We start from the raw sequence: 17,270 nt of genomic DNA on the forward strand, positions 1-17,270 counted from the left end.
CATTGCGAGACTTGCGCTAGCAAGTCGTGGCAAAGCGCAGCCTCTTTAGTAATCCACAAAAACACAAAGGAGACACAATGCCAACACCAGCACCACACAAGCAACCCCACCAAACACAATGGGAAAAGGTAAGATTGGGGGATATGCAAAATTTACAAATAAAAAAAGGTAGTTTAATTACTAAAAAACAGGCAAAACAAGGAAGTGTCAAAGTAGTTGCCGCAGGATTAAACTATTCTTATCTACACAACACTTCAAATAGACCCAAAAACACAATTACTATCAGCGCATCTGGAGCAAATGCTGGATTTGTAAATTTTTGGAATGAAGAAATTTTTGCCTCCGATTGCACTACAATAAATGCCGATTTTGAACCAACCATTCGATATATTTATTACGCGCTTAAACTCATACAAAATAGTATTTTAGCATTAGCAAGAGGCACGGCTCAACCGCATGTATATCCAAATGATATTGAAAATCTCAAAATCCCCCTGCCGCCTCTCGCTACGCAAGAAAACATCGCGCAAGTTCTTAGTATGCTGGATAAAAAAATCGAGCTAAACACACGCATAAACACCGAGCTAGAAGCTCTAGCAAAGCTCCTTTATACGCGCTATTTTGTGGAGTATAACTTCCCAGACTCTAGCGGCAAGCCCTATAAAGCAAGCGGCGGAGCTATGGTCTATAGCCCCACCCTAAAGCGCGAGATCCCACAAGACTGGGAAGTCGCCAGCCTTGCAGACAACCAGCTATGTACCCCCATATCGCCAAAAGTAGATAAATTTCAAGGAGAGAAAATCTATCTGCCAACTTCTGCTATACAAGGCTGGGATATTGTGGATTTTACAACGCGCACAACTTATGAAAACAGAATATCAAGGGCAAATATGCAGCCGCAAGCAGATTCTGTGTGGTTTGCTAAAATGAAAGACACAAATAAAACCCTTTATTTTGGCGAGTATTCACAATCCATACATACTTTAATTTTATCAACGGGAATGTGTGGGCTATCGTGCAAACAAGGTGCTTTAGAATATATTTGGAATTTTATAAATTCTAATTACTTTAATGTCATAAAAAATGCCTTTGCCAATGGCTCAACACAAAAGGCAATCAATGATGAGAATTTAGACTTTATACATCTTGTAATCCCAAGCGAAGAAGTGCTAAAAGATTTTCATAAAGCAACATACAATCTATACAAACAAAAGCATATAAACCAGCAAGAATCCCAAAGACTAGCGGAGTGGCGCGACTATCTGCTGCCTTTGCTTATGGGCGATCAAGTGGAAGTGGTATAGGCGATCTACCCACCTAGAACGCCCTCGCCACATTTAGTAACACGCCCTAGCCTAGATCACACCACTTCTCCCCCTATCGCTTGACATAGTGCGTAAAGTCTGCTAGCTTTGATCCAATCTCAACTCTACAAAGGACCTGCAATGCCTATCGCACACAATATCACCGATCTAATCGGGCGCACGCCTATCCTAGCCCTCCACCAATTCGCCCCCAATCTCTACGGCAAATGCGAGTTTCTAAACCCAAGCCACTCTGTCAAAGACCGCGCCGCTTACGCGATGATCCAAGATGCCCTAGATAGCGGCAAGATCACGCAAGACTCCACCATAGTAGAATGCACCAGCGGCAATATGGGCATCTCTCTAGCGATGATTTGCGCAAGCCTAGGGCTAAAGATCATTATCACGATGCCAGAGTCTATGAGCCTAGAGCGGCGCAAGATGATCGCGCTTTTTGGCGCGAAGCTTGTGCTGACCCCAGCCGCACAGGGTATGCAAGGCGCACTCGATGAGGCAAACAGACTGCTTGCAAGTATCCCCAATGCCTTTATGCCAAGCCAATTTACAAATCTAGCCAACAAAGAAGCCCATAAACGCACCACTGCCCTAGAGATTTATGAGAGCTTTAGCGGCGAGCTTGACTACTTTGTCGCGGGCTTTGGCACAGGAGGGACGATCAGCGGAGTAGGCGAAGTGCTTAAGGAGAAAATCCCGCATTTGCGTATAATCGGCGTAGAGCCAGCCGCCTCGCCACTCCTTAGCCAAGGGCAAGCCGGAGCGCACAAGATCCAAGGCATAGGCGCGAACTTTATCCCCAAAATCCTAAACACAAGCGTGATAGACTCTGTCATCTGCGCGGGCAATGAAGAAGCCATAGCCACCGCGCAAGCTCTAGCCAAAATCGGCGTGATGGTGGGGATCTCAAGCGGCGCGAATGTCGCTATCGCGCTACAAATCGCCAAAGAAAATCCGGGCAAAAAGGTGCTAACAATGCTTAATGACACAGCGGAGCGATACTTATCGACAGATTTGTTTGGCACTTTGTAGGCAGCCAGCCCTATGGCTATCTGCTCTCTAAGCTAGGGCATAAATCCCTAGAATCCACTTTTCTAAAGAAACATCGCCTAGCGGCGAGCGGTATTCCTTGTTTTCTAAAGAAACTGCACTGCGTTTGTTTTCTAAAGAAACTGCGTTTTCACTAGCGGCTTTTTCTGTCATTGCGAGCTGCGACAGCGGCGCGGCAATCCACTCCCTACACTCCCTACACTCCCTATACTAGAATCCACTTTTTGAAAAACGCTTTTCTTGTCATATTGAGCCGCAGGCGAAATATCTCTGTCATTGCGAGACTTGCGCTAGCAAGTCGTGGCAATCCATTTACATTTTGTCAAAAGTGGATTCTAGGGGGTGCTAGTTTTGCAAAAAGTGCTGCAAAATCTCGCTTTTTTTAGAATCCAAATACGATAGGCTAGAATCTAAAAGGTGTATTTTGGATTCTATCCTTTCAATAGCACTTATGATTTTTTCTTGTGCTTCAAAGGGCGGGAGTGGGATTTGCAAGGATTCATAAAAGCTTATTGGCACTCTTCTGTGTCCGCTTGAGCCTGTCATATTTTTCGCCGCTTCTTGTCTTATAGAATCTTGATTAAGACAAGCAAATAAAAATTTATTGTTTAGCCCCTTATGTGTTCTAAAAATATGAAATTCGCTACTTCCCATACCCAAACCATTTGTAAGATTTTTTGCAATGGCACATTTTCCATTTTCCATACACGGCGTGATTTTAGCTATCAAAATATCATTTTCCGCAAAATAGGTATAGCTCCCCTTTCTAAGCTCTTTTAGCGGCTTATCAACTTTGTTTTGGATATAGCCTTTATCTGCCACACTTGCCATTTCCACAAAAGAAATAATGGTATTTTCATCAATATTTGCAATTTCTCTTTTGCTTGGATTAAGGGTAAGGTATTTTTTATTATTAAGCTTGATTGTATCCCAGCCTTGCGGTGGTGGGGTAGGGATAGAATCTAAAAGGGTTTTAAAATCTAATTCTGTCATTGCGAGATTTTGCGTAGCAAAATCGTGGCAATCCATACTAGAATCTGCTTGTTGATTATGGATTGCTTCGGTCGCTTCGCTCCCTCGCAATGACGATGTATCAAAATCTAGCTTAGATTCTAGCTCTTGTATAGAATCTAGCAAGGAAGCGATGAAGTCTCTACTGCCCCCCCCCTCACTAGAATCTACAATGCCGCATTTGACTAAAATCGCTTTTATCAATTCTTGGTATTTTTCTATACTCATTCTTATGGTGTTATACTGCTCTTCTACTTTTTCACACTCACTCACAATTTGCTTTTGAATCTCTAAAGGCGGCAAGGGGATTTTTAAGGTTTCAATATCCTTTGGATATACATGTGGCTGTGCAGCTCCTCTGGCTAATTCATAAATATTTTTTTGTATAAATTGTAAAGTGTAATAAATAAATCTTATAGTAATTTCACAATCAATATTGATTGTTGTGCAATCTGAAGCAAAAATTTCTTCCTGCCAAAAATTTACAAATCCAGCATTCGCACCAGAAGCACTAATTGTAATGGTATTTTTTGGGCGATTTGCTTGATTGTGTAGATAGGCATACTGAAGTCCTCCAGCCACAACTTTAATATTGCCCTCTATCGTTTGTTTTTTTGTAATAGAAGTTCCTTTTTTTATGATAATGTTTGGAAATTGCTCTAATTTCACCAACTCAAACTTACAATTTTCAAAAGGATTCTGTGTTTTGCCCTCACCTTGTGAATTGATAGGATTTAAACTTATAGCCTTATTAAACACTACATTTTCAAAATTTAAAAGCTTACAAGTTTGTGTGAAGCTCACATATTTGCTAAAAGCTTCGTGTGTGTGAAATTCACCTTTAAAACTTTGCTTGACGCAAAAGGCGATTTTATCTGTAGCATTTCTGTTGTGTTTGTCGCTTAGAAGTCCCTCTGTTTCTTGTAAGCCTGCATTACTTGTTTTACTCTTATTTATCACAAAACCTAAGAATCTTTTCTGCTCGGCTGTGTCGTCTGGGGCTTTTATGATGAGTGTGTTTTGCTTATAAGTTAGGGCGAAATACTTAAGCTTTTCTCTCTCGCACTCTAGGATAAAGGTAAAAAGCCTTTTTTCTAATTCTTGCTTTTGTGCTTGCTCGTCTAAATCTTTAAAGCCTTTAGACTCTTTGTATTTCTTAATCTCGCTTTGCTCATTAAAGGCTGTTTCATACTCTTTAAAAAGCTCGTGGCTTGGAATTTGCTCTTGCTTTAAAAAAGCTTTGTAGTCTTGCAAGTCTATGTTTTGAAGACTTACATAAGATTCTAAAATCTCTTTGTCTATGAAGCCATCTAAGTTTTGATTATCAAAAATCGCTTCTAGGCTATCTTCTAAAAGTTCGGTAATTTTAGGTGGCTCATCAAAGCGGCGAAGGAATAAAACAGCTGTGTTTGTGCCTGTGGTGCCAAAGGTTTGAGAGCCAAAGGAGCAAATGGCGTGGATAGAAAAATTTTGTAGAATAATCTCTCTTGCTAGTATGGTGGCTTTATCGGAGTTGCTTAGTATGGAGCTGGGCAGGACTATCGCGCAAAGGGCGTTTGGCTTTAGGATATGGGTAAGCCTTTCTATAAAGACAAGTTCTATTTCTTTAGCGTTGGGGCTTAGGTGTTCTAACACTTTGTAGGGGATATTGCCATTTTTACCCTTTAAAACACTGCGTGATAAATGCTGTTTAAATTCTTTCACACTATAAGGGGGATTTGCGACTAAAATATCAAAATCTTGTTGCTTTTCTCCGTAAAATTCTTTGTCGTATTCTAAGCCGTCTATGAAGCGGATTTTATTATCCCCTGCACCATTGAGCAGCATACTCACTTGAGAGGTCATAGCTAGGCGGTCATCTGCGTCTATGCCATAAAAGTAGCGTGAGATTTCTCTATCTTCTATGCTTAAATGTGAATCTTTACAATAATCGCTTATCGCACTTACCCCTTCTGTGAGAAAATGCCCCGCTCCACAAGCAAAGTCTATAACTTTTGGGAATGTTTTGTTGCGCAAATTTATAAAATCTTCAAAAGGTAAGGAATTCCAAATAAAACGAGTGATGGGTGTGGGGGTGAAATAAATGCCCTCATTTTGCGTAAAGCCCTCGTTTAAAAAATGCTCAAAAAGGTCGCTTATAAATTGATTTTTATTCGCATATAAAAGGCGGTAGTTTTCAAAAAGCTGGATAACTTCTACTAGAATCTTGCCGTTTTGATTAAAGAGCTTTTTGTTATAGACTTTTTTAAAGGCAAAAAATTGTGCGGAATAATTTTGTGCATTTGATATGGCATCTTCTAGAATCTTTTGCGCTTGTTTGCGGTTGGTATGAAAATAATCTTTAAAGGTCTTTTCTACTAAATCATCGGCGATAAAAAACACTTCTTCGTTTAAAAACTCTATCATTGCAGAGATAAAAAGCCTTTTTAATCGCTTATAAAGACTAAAATAATCATCGCTAAAAGGGTTGTAGTAAAACTCTAGCCTTTCATCATCATTTTTCTTTTCATCATAGCATTTTGCAAGAAAAACGGCTAGCAAAACATCAAAAGCGGTGTTTCTGTTGCTGACTTTATTGTGCCTTAGAATCTCTCTAAATTTTAGATTTAAGCCATCGCTTTCATCAAAGGGCTTTAAGTCTTTTTTGTAAAGGGGGAGAATGCCTATATTGTAAGCTTGTGATTTAAAGATTAAATCGTGGTAACTTTGCTTATTGTAAGTATCTTCCCAAGCGGAGAAAATATCGCTAGCTTCTGAAGCTTGTTTAAAGGTTTGAATGCTTTTATCACTTAGGGCTAAGTCTAATACATTATCATCATCTTTAAATTTTATAATTTCATCTTTATAACTTATGCTTTTTGTGCGTTCATCAAAATCGCTTGCATAAAGCATAAGCCACTCTACACTTCTAGCTTGAGCGGCGTAGCTAAAGAGTTGATTGCCTTCTTCATTAGTGAATAAATCTTGCTTTGCTTTGTTGTATTCTTTTCCTGCGGTTTTACACTCTATAATGGCATAGATAAATTTTTCTTTGTTATCTTTTGCTTCTTTATAAATGGTGATGTCTGCCCTACCGCTTTTGCCTGTGTGTCCTAGCTTCCAAGTCTTTTCTAGCACTAAATCTTGTGGCTTGTAGCCTTGCTCTAGCAGTCTATGCACACATTCAAATACGACAAAATTTTCATTCCTTGCTTTGCCATCTGTTGTAGTAAAACCTGTAACAGAATCGCTTTCTGTGTATAAGTCTTTTGGATAGATGAGCTTTTGATTTGTAAAATCTACTTGCATTATGTAGGTGTTTATGGTCTTTGTGTAGATATTTGCTTGTTTAGAATCTAGCTTGTTAGATTCCCCCCCCCCCCCCGCAGAGAGAGCTTCAAAGCCTAAAATCTCTAGCACTTCTTTTAGATTGTCTTGTGTAATCATTAAACCCCTTTGTCTTAAACAATATCAATATGTCTCAAGCAGTATCTATGCCAAATAGCAAGGATTCTAGCAGAATCCTTGCAGTGCCTTATCCTTACCCCTCTAGGCTTTTCATATCAATCACATATCTAAACTTTGCCTTGCCATTTGTAAGATTGCTATACGCTGTGTCAATGTCTTTTATGCTAATGATTTCTACTTCAGGGTAGATTCCCTCTTTTACAGAAATATCTAGCATTTCTTGCGTCTCTTTTATGCCACCAATGAGTGAGCCATACACCTTTTTCCCAGCACTAAAGACAAGACGCGTTACATCAATATGCGTTTTTAGCTCCACAGGGGGCAGCCCCACAATCGCCAGCTCTCCGCCAAATTTGAGCAAATCCACATAGCTATTGACATCATAAGCGGTAGGAATGGTAGAGATGATAAAGTCAAATCGCTCCTTGCACTCACTCGTATTTGTGTAGAGAGCCTTTATCCCTAAATCTTTAGCTTCTTGTGCCTTAAGCGTATTTCGTGCAAATACACTCACTTCCGCCCCAAGATACAGGGCATATTTGACCGCCATAAGCCCGAGTCCGCCAAATCCAGCTACTGCGACTTTATCGCCTTTTTTGACTTTGCTAAATTTTAAGGGGCTATAAGTGGTGATACCCGCACAAAGCAGTGGGGCGACCTTGTCTAATGGGGCATTTTGCGGCACTTTGATCGCAAAGTTTTCACTCACAACGATATTATTTGAGTAGCCTCCATAAGTTGGGGCATTATCGTGGAAGCAATCAAGGCAATCATAAGTGAAAACCGCCTTGCCATTTTCGCAAAACTGCTCTTGACTTTGTTTGCACGCAGCACACTCCCCACAGGAATTCACCATACAGCCAACCCCCGCATAATCGCCGACTTTAAACTTACTCACGCTTTTACCCACAGCCACCACACGCCCAGCTATCTCGTGCCCGGGCACCATAGGGTAGATCCCCTCTTTCCATTCACTTCGCGCAGAATGTATATCGCTATGGCAGATTCCAGCATAGAGAATCTCAATCAAAATGTCATTCTCCCCCATCGCGTGGCGAGTGAAGCTAAAAGGCTTAAATGTGTCATCTTTGTGCGTAACTGCATAGCCTTTGGCGGTGATTTTTTGCCCATTGTTGGCTTGGGCTAGATTGTCTTTTAAAAGCATTGTTGCTCCTTTTAGTGAAAGTTGGATTCTAGGCTAGAATCTAACGCAGCATTATAAAGCCTAGCACCTAGTGTCTGTCAAGTATCGTTACAAATCTGCCCACATTGATACGAAATAGTAAATATCAAGTAAATATAAGGTAAAGCAGCTACAATTTACCCCCTATATCATCTAAAGGAGTTTTTATGCACGCTTTTGTAACAAAACCTACAAGCAAGATTCTAGCTGTAAGCACGATTGTAGCTAGTATGTTTAGCACTGCAAGCGCATTTGATATTAAATACAACGGCTGGCTTGAAGCATTTGGTAAAGGTGGCTTTAATAATCAAGCTATCGATGCAGACAAAGGCATCTATCCCACAGATAGCTTTCTCAATGTCGTAGGTAGCCTTGGCTTTGATGGCAACTTGCTTCCCAAAGATACAGAAAATCAATCGCTCAAATATGGCTTTAATGTTACAGGTGGGTCGATGATTTTGGATTCTACGAGCAAGGGGTTTCCACTAGGACCAGATAGCGTGAATAACGAGTATGTAGGAAACTGGGCAGGGTATAATCAAAACCTAGGTCCAAAAGATGGCACAAATCGCCATCTCTATGTGGTCAATAATGCCTATCTTGATTATACTTATGGGGATTTTGATACAAGCCCTTTTAGCTTCCAATTCAAAGGCGGTCGCTATCTCTCAAGTGCTGAGTATATGAGCGGCTATACGCAAGGCTTTGAAGCGGCGATGAAGTTTAAATTTAGCGATTCTCAATCACTCAAGCTTTGGTGGTATAGCTCTTATGGTAGGGCATTTGCCTTTGGTCAATGGCTGATTGACTTCTACTCGCCACAGGGCTATATGACTTCAGGCGGGCAGTTTGCCAACTACGGAATCCACGCGTTTAAAGCGATTTACAGCCTTGGTGGGCTTGACATCACGCCCTATATCTACTTCTCTCCTGGCACTTATACAGCTCCGGCATTCCGCGTAGAGTATGATACAAACAAGGGCTTTGATGGCACAGGCTTCCGCTCACGCACCTTTGCTAATATCTTGCTCCCAATTTATGGCGATGATACTTGGGTAGGCAAATATCGCTGGGGCTCCATAGTCGATAAATACACGCAAAGCTTGCTTATCCAGCAGCAATTTGACTACAACAACTACAACTTCGGGCTAGGTGTGTATAAAAACTTTGGGCACGCTAATGCTAGGATCGGGACTACTGGGAATCCTTGGATGATAGACTTCTGGACAGCTAGCTCCTATGACATCGGTCGAAGTATCAGCGATATGATTGGTAAAGATGCTATCACGCCTTATCTCTTTGTCGGTGGGACACACTTTGCAAACAAGCTATGGTGGCAGATCCTTGGTCGCTGGACAGATGCAGAGCGTAGTCAAGAGCATAGTGTCGCGCTCAATCTTAAATACCAAATCGATGAGAGATTATCAATCGGCGGGAAAATCGAATACTTCAGCGATACGACAAAAGCTGGCTACAAAGTCGGCTGGGCAAATGAGAGTGGCAGCAATGGTAATACTGCTCCGCAATCTGGCACACCCAAAAATATCGCTGATAGAAGCCACGCATTTTTGTGGATACACTACGACATCTAAGTCAGTGTAACCACCCAAATCTGCGATACCCTATATTCTACAAGCTAGATTCTGCTAGAATCTAGCTCCACTTACCCACTCTTGCTTTAAGGACTATGATTGAAAAAAATAGATTCTATGAATTTGGTGCCATTTATTGATATTATGCTAGTGCTTTTAGTGATCGTGCTTACAACGGCTTCTTTTGTCAATACCTCTAGAATCCAAGTCAATGTCCCTAAAGTGAGCGATGGCTCAAGCAAGCAAGACACACAGAGCAAGCCCATTACCATCGCTATTGATGAGCAGGGTCGCTACTATCTCAACGACAAGCCCCATACACTAGAATCCTTAAAAGAAGCGATCAAAAGCTATGATGAAAGCACCTCTGTCATCATCAATGGCGACTCCCAAAGCAACCTAAACGCCTTTGTGCAGATGATGGATATAATCCAAGCCCAAGGGCTAAAAGATCTCTATATAGTCGTAGAAGAAGAGTAGCCAAAGACTCGCCCTAGCCTAGAATCCACTTTTACTAATTTGACTACAAGCCTACACCTAAGGCAGCCCGACCCTCCCAACGATCGCAAGCAAAGAGCAAGCCCAAAGCTCCTGCACCCCCCACAAACCCAGCTCCTAGAATCCACCTTGCTACACCTCAACGCTTTTTTGCAAATGCAAGTCAAAGCCACTTAGAGCATTGTAGCTTTTAGCAGTATTGACACAATGAGAGCTAAGAAGTGTGAAGTCTTTCACGCCAAGCTGTTTTAGAATCTGTGCGCCGATGCCAAAGTCTTTCATATCGCCACAATTTTTTGCCGCACTGCCACTTGCAATTTTTGCCCCCATAGCTTTAGTGCTATCAAGGCACACAAGATAGCCACCTTGCTGTGAGAGTAGCTCTATGCTTTTTTGCAGAGCTTGCCACTCACTAGAATCTGTCAAAAGAGCAATATCACTGCTTGTGCTATGGAATCTAATGAGCGGAGTTTGAGCCTGCGGACCAAAGCTAAAGGCGATATGTTCATTGTCTAAATGATCTAAAAAGGTGATTTTCTCACACTCTTGTGCCATAAACACCGCCTTTTCACGCGATACTTCACGCACGAGATTCTCAAAATTTAGGCGGTATTGAATAATGTCGCTGACATACAAAATCTTTAGATTATGAGTCTTAGCAAAATCAAGGAGAAATTTATCCCCCCTCCCAGCCATCGTGCCGTCCTTTTTCATAATCTCACAAATTACGCTAATGGGCGCAAGCCCTGCAAGTCTGCAAATATCCACACTAGCCTCTGTATGCCCTGTGCGGATAAGTGTGCCTCCACTCTTAGCAATAAGGGGGAAAATATGCCCCGGACGCACAAAGTCGCTTGGCTTTGCATTGCTATCACACATTAGGCGGATTGTCAAATCTCTCTCATACGCAGAAATGCCTGTCTTTGCCTCTTTAGCGTCAATGGATATGGTAAAGGCGGTTTCGTGGTTGCTATCATTTCTTTGCACCATTGGTGGCAGGTCTAGCTTATGGGCTAGCTCTTGCGTGATAGATACGCAGATTAGCCCCCTTGCTTCTTGAGCCATAAAGTTGATTTTCTCTGGGGTTGAAAAAATCCCAGCCATTACCAAATCGCCCTCATTTTCTCTGTCTTCATCGTCCATTATGATGATCATCTCACCTTTTTTAATCGCCTCTATGGCATCTTTCATACGCGTTTGATACATTGAACTATCCTTGAAATTTATGTAAGCACGGATTATATACTAAAGATCCTAAACCCCAGCAATGCAAGCACAAAGGCTTGTAGCCTAGCTAGGCTCAAAATACAAAGACGCAGAATTCACACAATGGCGCGTGTTTTTCTCTGTGAAGCCCTCTCCTACAAAAATATGCCCCAAATGTCCGCCACAATTAGCACATACAATCTCTGTGCGCCTGCCATCGCTATCTGGCTGTTTAGCCACAGCCCCTGCAATCTCATCATCAAAGCTAGCCCAGCCACAATGGCTAGGAAATTTATCTTTAGCTTCATAGAGTTTAGCCCCACACTGCCTGCAGAGATAGACCCCTTCTTCAAAATGATCTGTGTAAATCCCGCTAAATGGCGGCTCTGTGGCTTTATCGATGATGATCGCGCGCTCTTTCTCACTCAGTGGTGGCATAGGGGGCATACATATCCTTTAAAAAAAGTATCGGTAGCCTAAAAGCACCTTAAACATTCCGCCAAGCGGGGCATCTGCTCTTTGATCTGGTAGAGCTTGTGTAAGTCTAGCGACCCCACCCCCTAGCTCGAAGAATACCCCGTGCCCACTCTTGCTAATAAACTCGTGTCCAAGCCCACCGCTAATCTCCCAATAATACGGAGCGTTGGCAAAGCTACTTGTGCGTGTATTGACAAGCCCAAACCCAGCCCCCACAAACAAATACGGGCGAAAATATGGAAACCCTATGTAAGAGCTAATACTCCCTCCCCCAAATATCCCAAGTGATAGCTTCTCATAAAAGCCCAAAATATTTGTATCAAAGCTCTCTTCTTGCAGAAATTTTGCTGCTTTAGATTCTATGGATATGGTGTTGCGCAGCTGTAAAATCTGCCCTTGATACAGAGGGAATCCAAGCTCTAGCCCTCCGCCCATACTCGCCCCTGTGTTAGCATAAACCCCTAGAGCAAATCTACTTGAGCTATCCCACTCCCTAGCACTAAGCCCCACACTAGAGCCTATGGCAAGCATAAGCAATAGCCCTAGAATCTTTGCTATTTTTTGTGGCGTGTGCATTGCTTATCTCCTTGTGAGTATTGTGCGCATTATACATTCTTCAAGGGCGATAAGCTAGTATTGCGCATTATGATTATTAGGGATTGCTTATGCTGTGGCTTTTTGCTTTAACTTTGCTTTGCATTTATATCCGTCCTTTAAATTTGCCTTTGTGGGTGTATAGCTCTCTTGGGGCGGCTCTTTGTGTGGGATTTGGGTTTGTGAGTTTAAGCGATGTGGCGTTTGTGTGGGATATGGTGTGGGATAGCACCTTTAGCCTTGTTGGGCTTATCATTTTTGCATTATCTTTAGAAAAGCTTGGATTTTTTGAAGTTTTAGCCCATTACACGCTAAGGCTTTCTACGCATAGGCAAACCTTACATTTACAAACTTGGAAATTTTTTGTCTTTATAGGTGTGCTTGCAAGTGTGTTAGCGACATTTTTTTCTAATGATGGGGCGATTTTAATCCTAACGCCTCTAATCATCGCGCTTTTAACCCATATAGAAAATGTCAAATTCTCACGCTCTCCGCTTATCATCTTTTTACTATTTGTGGGATTTATGAGTGATTTTGCTTCAAATACATTTATCTTTTCAAATCTCACAAACATCATCACCGCAGATTTTTTTACAATCACATTTATAGATTTTGCCTTAGCTATGGCATTGCCGCAGCTTTTTGTGATCCTTGCTGTTTTTATTTTATTTTGGATTCTATTTACACGCAAACTCCCAAAAACACTAGAGTTTAAAGTGCATACACAAGCTTTGCCAAAGCCTAGTATTACGCTATTTTGTTTTGCCTTAACCTTACTTTTGCTCTTTGGCATTATTGGCGGGGAGAAATTTGGCTTTGCTCTTTGTGTTTTCACGCTAGGCGTGGCATTTTTAGGCACGCTGTGTGGAATCCTAACACACAAAATCGCGCTTAAACAAATGCTCAAACTTGCTCCTTTGGGCATTGTAGCTTTTAGCTTAGGGCTGTTTATCGTGGTATTTGGGCTAAATAATATGGGGCTTGTTGGCTTACTAGCTAAAGGACTTAAGCATTTTGATACCCTGCCATTGTTTGCACAAATCTTTAGCGTAGGTATATCTTCAAGTCTTGGCTCTAGTGTGATAAATAATTTGCCTATGGTTATGCTAGGGGATTTAGCACTAAAGGATTCTAGCAACGCACTTATTTTTGCTCATTTGCTAGGCTGCAATGTCGGGGCAAAGCTCACGCCCATTGGCTCATTAGCGACTTTGCTTTGGCTTTTTAGCCTTAAACGCTACGGGATTAGCATTAGCTTTTTACAATATATGCTAATAGCTTTGCTTATCGTGCCTTTTGTGCTTTTTTTCGGGCTTTTGGGACTTTGGGTTTATGTGAAGATAGCGGGGATTTTTTTATAAGAGTTGCTACACCTAAGCGATAGCATAAGTGTAGCTAGAATCTAGCAATGCGAGTCTTGCGCGCATTACACTAGGGCATTATAGCTTGGAAGCGTTTTTAGCAAGATAGTCAGCTACACCTTGTGCGGTTGGCTTCATACCTTCTTGCCCTTTTTGCCAGCCTGCTGGGCATACTTCTCCGTGTTGTTGGAAGAAAAGCAGCGCATCAGCCATACGAAGCATTTCGTCCATATTGCGCCCAAGTGGGAGGTCGTTGATCACAGCGTGGCGCACAACTTGGTCCTTATCGATCAAAAAGCTACCGCGCAACGCCACAGCACCATTGATAAGCACATCATAATCCCTAGAAATTTGCTTTGTAATATCAGATACCATAGGGAAGCTTACCTTGCCGATACCACCTTGCTCAACAGGCGTATTTCTCCACGCAAAATGCACCACATCAGAGTCGATTGATACACCAATGACATTGAAGCCTTTTTCTTGGAAATCTTTCACACGGTGATCCATAGCGAGAATCTCACTTGGACAAACAAAGGTAAAATCTTTGGGCCAGAAGAATACAACCGCGCCATTTTTACCGAGATTTTTACTTAGCTCAAAATTTTCTACAATTTGTCCATCGGCTAAAACTGCTGGGGCTACAAAGTCTGGGGCTTTTCTTGTTACTAACATAACAAACTCCTATGTAAAATGAATTTGATAATAATCAAGAATTATTATCGTTTGGCATTGTAGCTAGCAATGGTTAATAATTATCGTAGTCTATGGAGAAATCCCCTGCTAGAATCCTAAAATGCCACTTTTAGCCTAGAGTTTGCGAATTTCTGCTACTATTGCAGACTTAATTATTTAATATTTTGTGTATGTTTTTTTGCGTAAATGGCGGTTGCCAACGCCTATTTTTTAGATAAAGGAGATCGGTATGGATTCTAGTCATCTTTTTCTTATTGATGTGGCTTATACGGCGGATTTGGCTGTGATAGAAGCACATCTAGCAGAGCATAGATCCTATCTTGCCAAAGGCTATGAAGCGGGGTTTCTACTCGCTTCTGGTCCTAAAACCCCTCGCACAGGCGGTATGATCATCGGGCGTTTTGCCTCAAGGGAAGACGCACAAGCCTTTGCCGTTAATGACCCATTTGCCCTAAAGCACATAGCGCAGCACACAATAGTTGAGTTTGATCCCGTGCTACACGCCCAAGAGATCGCGACATTTTTGACAAAGTAGGCAAATATGAATGACATAATCCACTTCATCGTAGATACAGTTGGTGCGCTTGGGTATGTAGGCGTATTTTGTATGATGTTTTTAGAATCCAGTTTTTTCCCTTTTCCATCAGAGGTGGTGATGATCCCAGCAGGCTATCTTGTGTATAAAGGCTCTATGGATATGAGCTTGGCACTTTTGGCTGGGGCAGCAGGAAGCCTTGCAGGAGCGGTGTTTAACTATGTCTTGGCACTATATTTTGGGCGTGCATTTGTGGTGCGATTTGGGAAGTATGTGTTTTTTAGCGAGCAGACGATGGCAAAAATGGAGGGCTACTTCTCGCGGCACGGAGAGATTAGCACATTTTTAGGGCGTTTGATCCCGGGCGTTCGGCAGTATATCTCTCTGCCCGCTGGCTTGGCAAAGATGAATCTCTGGAAATTTAGCATTTATACAACACTTGGTGCGCTTATTTGGATCACCATTTTAGCGGTGTTTGGCTACTATGTGGGCGAAGTGTTTGGCGATGATTTGAGTGCAAGCGGGATTGCCAATGTCCTAATCGATAAAGCCACGACTTTTGATATTAGAAAGTCCTTACACCTAATCGTGCTATCCACCCTTGGAGCAGTCGCAGTGATCGCTCTAGTATATATCCTATGGTATAGGAGAAAGCGCAAAAATGCCTAGCCACCCTAGAGTCTCTGCACCCCAGCTTGTCATAGCCCTAGATCTCCCAAATCTAGATGAAAATCTCGCGCTAGCACGCATTATCTATGATAATCCAAAGCGCGAAAATATCTGGCTCAAAGTGGGCTTACGCGCCTTTATCCGTGATGGTGCAAAAGGCATTGAGAAGATCAAAAAGACAAGCGGGGCAAAAATATTTCTAGACCTTAAGCTCTATGATATTCCCAACACAATGGCAGATGCAGCCAAAGAATGCGCACATTTAGGCATAGATATGATGACAATCCACGCAAGCGCGGGGCTAGAGGGTATGCGTGCGGTTATGCAAAGTATCGCTACAAATGCGCCAAATATGAAAGTAATGGCAGTAAGCGCGCTAACAAGCTTTGATGATGAGAGCTTTTATGCAGTGTATGGGAAAAAAGTGGATTCTGGGGTGCGGGATTTAAGCGCACTTGCAAGCCAAGCAGGCGTGAGCGGTATGGTCTGCTCTGTGCTAGAATCTCGCGCGATCAAAGCCACACATAGCAATCTACTTACCCTAACCCCCGGGATCCGCCCCCAAAGCCAAGCAAAGCCAGATGATCAAAAGCGCACCGCCACAATCGCGCAAGCCGTGCAGGCACAAGCAGATTTTCTTGTCATCGGTCGCCCTATTTACACCGCGCAAGATCCGCAAGCTGCCATAGAATCTGCTCTTATGCAAATAGATAGTGCCTACACAGCACAAGGCTTATGATGAATGCCCCCATTTTGCGCACCAAAAACGAGCTACTAGCATTTATCAACAAGCTAGATTCTAGGCAAGATCTAGGGCTTGTGCCGACTATGGGGGCATTACACAATGGACATAAATCCCTAATCCAAGCCAGCATACAAGATAATCCCCACACCATTGTCTCAATTTTTGTCAATCCCACGCAATTTGCCCCTAATGAAGATCTCTCCACCTATCCTAGAAGCCTAGAGCAAGATTACGCGCTTTGCGATGCGCTTGGGGTGAGCGCGGTATTTGCCCCAAGTGTGGAGGAGATGTATCCTAGCGCGCAAGGGGCAGGTGCTTTGTGTGATAGTGCGCTAGATGAAGTGCGCTTGCTACCGCCAAAGTCTATGGGCTATGTGCTAGAGGGCTTTGCGCGTCCTACGCATTTTGCCGGTGTGCTACAAGTGGTGCTAAAGCTCTTTATGCTTACCCGCGCTAATAACGCCTATTTTGGGCAAAAGGACGCGCAGCAGCTCCTACTTATCAAGCGTATGGTGCGCGATTTATGCCTGCCTATTTGCATACACGGCTGTCCCATTGTGCGCGATGAGTTTGGGCTAGCCCTTAGCTCGCGCAATGCGTATTTGAGCGATGAAGAGCGCGTGCAGGCATTGCGCCTACATCAAGCACTAGAATCTATCAAGCAAGCCTACAATCAAGGCATAACAGCCGCTAAAGAGCTGCAAAACATAGGCATAAAAGTGCTAAATAATATGGATATAGAATATCTTGAAATCATCGATGAGAATCTAGCTCTTATAGAGGATTTGCGCCAAGGTGGTGGGGCGTGCATTGTCGTGCTAGTCGTAAGAGTCGGGCGCGTGAGACTGCTAGATAATCTCTGGCTAGAGCCCAACTAGAATCCACTT

At 42.6% G+C, this 17,270-nt stretch carries 16 protein-coding genes; 9 read left to right on the top strand and 7 right to left on the bottom strand.

What is annotated here, in order from left to right:
- Window positions 1-77 precede the first annotated feature (77 nt).
- On the top strand, window positions 78-1,304 hold the full coding sequence (locus tag DX060_RS00585; protein WP_115010665.1) for a restriction endonuclease subunit S: 1,227 nt from the start codon (window positions 78-80) through the stop codon (window positions 1,302-1,304).
- Between the two features lie 141 nt (window positions 1,305-1,445).
- Complete coding sequence (gene cysK, locus DX060_RS00590; protein ID WP_115010666.1) at window positions 1,446-2,351, top strand: cysteine synthase A; 906 nt, start codon at window positions 1,446-1,448, stop codon at window positions 2,349-2,351.
- A 27-nt stretch (window positions 2,352-2,378) separates the two neighbouring features.
- Here the strand turns inward: cysK and DX060_RS11040 are convergent, their stop codons facing one another.
- The 3 genes from DX060_RS11040 to DX060_RS00600 all read right to left on the bottom strand — a co-directional run bounded on the left by DX060_RS11040 (window position 2,379) and on the right by DX060_RS00600 (window position 7,992).
- Entirely contained in the window at window positions 2,379-2,522 is a 144-nt protein-coding gene (locus DX060_RS11040) for a hypothetical protein (protein WP_181814110.1), read from the bottom strand.
- A gap of 192 nt (window positions 2,523-2,714) precedes the next feature.
- The gene (locus tag DX060_RS00595) at window positions 2,715-6,806 is read right to left on the bottom strand and encodes a restriction endonuclease subunit S (RefSeq protein ID WP_115010667.1); all 4,092 of its coding nucleotides are present in this window, start codon (window positions 6,804-6,806) and stop codon (window positions 2,715-2,717) included.
- A gap of 94 nt (window positions 6,807-6,900) precedes the next feature.
- Window positions 6,901-7,992 carry an NAD(P)-dependent alcohol dehydrogenase gene (locus DX060_RS00600; RefSeq protein ID WP_115010668.1) on the bottom strand — a complete coding sequence of 364 codons (1,092 nt, stop codon included), beginning with the start codon at window positions 7,990-7,992 and terminating at the stop codon, window positions 6,901-6,903.
- A 185-nt stretch (window positions 7,993-8,177) separates the two neighbouring features.
- Between DX060_RS00600 and DX060_RS00605 the strand changes: the two genes are divergently transcribed.
- Together DX060_RS00605 and DX060_RS00610 are read left to right on the top strand one after the other, a co-directional pair.
- Window positions 8,178-9,602, top strand: coding sequence for an outer membrane family protein (locus DX060_RS00605; RefSeq protein WP_115010669.1), 1,425 nt, complete (start codon window positions 8,178-8,180; stop codon window positions 9,600-9,602).
- Between the two features lie 99 nt (window positions 9,603-9,701).
- Complete coding sequence (locus DX060_RS00610; RefSeq protein ID WP_115010670.1) at window positions 9,702-10,082, top strand: ExbD/TolR family protein; 381 nt, start codon at window positions 9,702-9,704, stop codon at window positions 10,080-10,082.
- Window positions 10,083-10,232: 150 nt separating this feature from the next.
- On the opposite strand, the gene DX060_RS00615 is transcribed toward DX060_RS00610, so the two are convergent.
- The 3 genes from DX060_RS00615 to DX060_RS00625 all read right to left on the bottom strand — a co-directional run bounded on the left by DX060_RS00615 (window position 10,233) and on the right by DX060_RS00625 (window position 12,359).
- Window positions 10,233-11,306, bottom strand: a complete 1,074-nt coding sequence (locus DX060_RS00615) for a bifunctional 3,4-dihydroxy-2-butanone 4-phosphate synthase/GTP cyclohydrolase II (RefSeq protein WP_115010671.1) — start codon at window positions 11,304-11,306, stop codon at window positions 10,233-10,235.
- 84 nt (window positions 11,307-11,390) lie between these two features.
- Entirely contained in the window at window positions 11,391-11,744 is a 354-nt protein-coding gene (locus DX060_RS00620) for a methionine-R-sulfoxide reductase (RefSeq protein ID WP_115012249.1), read from the bottom strand.
- 18 nt (window positions 11,745-11,762) lie between these two features.
- The gene (locus DX060_RS00625) at window positions 11,763-12,359 is read right to left on the bottom strand and encodes a hypothetical protein (RefSeq protein WP_115010672.1); all 597 of its coding nucleotides are present in this window, start codon (window positions 12,357-12,359) and stop codon (window positions 11,763-11,765) included.
- 89 nt (window positions 12,360-12,448) lie between these two features.
- Between DX060_RS00625 and DX060_RS00630 the strand changes: the two genes are divergently transcribed.
- Window positions 12,449-13,738 carry an arsenic transporter gene (locus DX060_RS00630; protein WP_115010673.1) on the top strand — a complete coding sequence of 430 codons (1,290 nt, stop codon included), beginning with the start codon at window positions 12,449-12,451 and terminating at the stop codon, window positions 13,736-13,738.
- A gap of 78 nt (window positions 13,739-13,816) precedes the next feature.
- Here the strand turns inward: DX060_RS00630 and DX060_RS00635 are convergent, their stop codons facing one another.
- Entirely contained in the window at window positions 13,817-14,413 is a 597-nt protein-coding gene (locus DX060_RS00635; RefSeq protein ID WP_115010674.1) for a peroxiredoxin, read from the bottom strand.
- 250 nt (window positions 14,414-14,663) lie between these two features.
- On the opposite strand from DX060_RS00635, the gene DX060_RS00640 reads away from it, so the two are divergent.
- From DX060_RS00640 to panC, 4 genes are read left to right on the top strand one after another with little or no spacing between them, the layout of a single operon-like run.
- Window positions 14,664-14,969 (top strand): YciI family protein, encoded by a 306-nt coding sequence (locus DX060_RS00640; protein ID WP_115010675.1) that lies wholly within the window; start codon window positions 14,664-14,666, stop codon window positions 14,967-14,969.
- Between the two features lie 6 nt (window positions 14,970-14,975).
- Complete coding sequence (locus DX060_RS00645) at window positions 14,976-15,638, top strand: DedA family protein (RefSeq protein WP_115010676.1); 663 nt, start codon at window positions 14,976-14,978, stop codon at window positions 15,636-15,638.
- A complete protein-coding gene (pyrF, locus tag DX060_RS00650) occupies window positions 15,631-16,377 on the top strand; it encodes an orotidine-5'-phosphate decarboxylase (RefSeq protein WP_115010677.1) in 747 nt (248 codons plus the stop codon). Before DX060_RS00645 ends, pyrF begins: the two co-directional genes overlap by 8 nt.
- Window positions 16,374-17,261 carry a pantoate--beta-alanine ligase gene (gene panC, locus DX060_RS00655; RefSeq protein ID WP_408938828.1) on the top strand — a complete coding sequence of 296 codons (888 nt, stop codon included), beginning with the start codon at window positions 16,374-16,376 and terminating at the stop codon, window positions 17,259-17,261. The genes pyrF and panC overlap by 4 nt, the downstream gene beginning before the upstream one ends.
- Window positions 17,262-17,270: the final 9 nt, after the last annotated feature.

It is taken from the genome of Helicobacter canis, assembly GCF_900451095.1.
GTDB classification, from domain to species: domain Bacteria; phylum Campylobacterota; class Campylobacteria; order Campylobacterales; family Helicobacteraceae; genus Helicobacter_B; species Helicobacter_B zhangjianzhongii.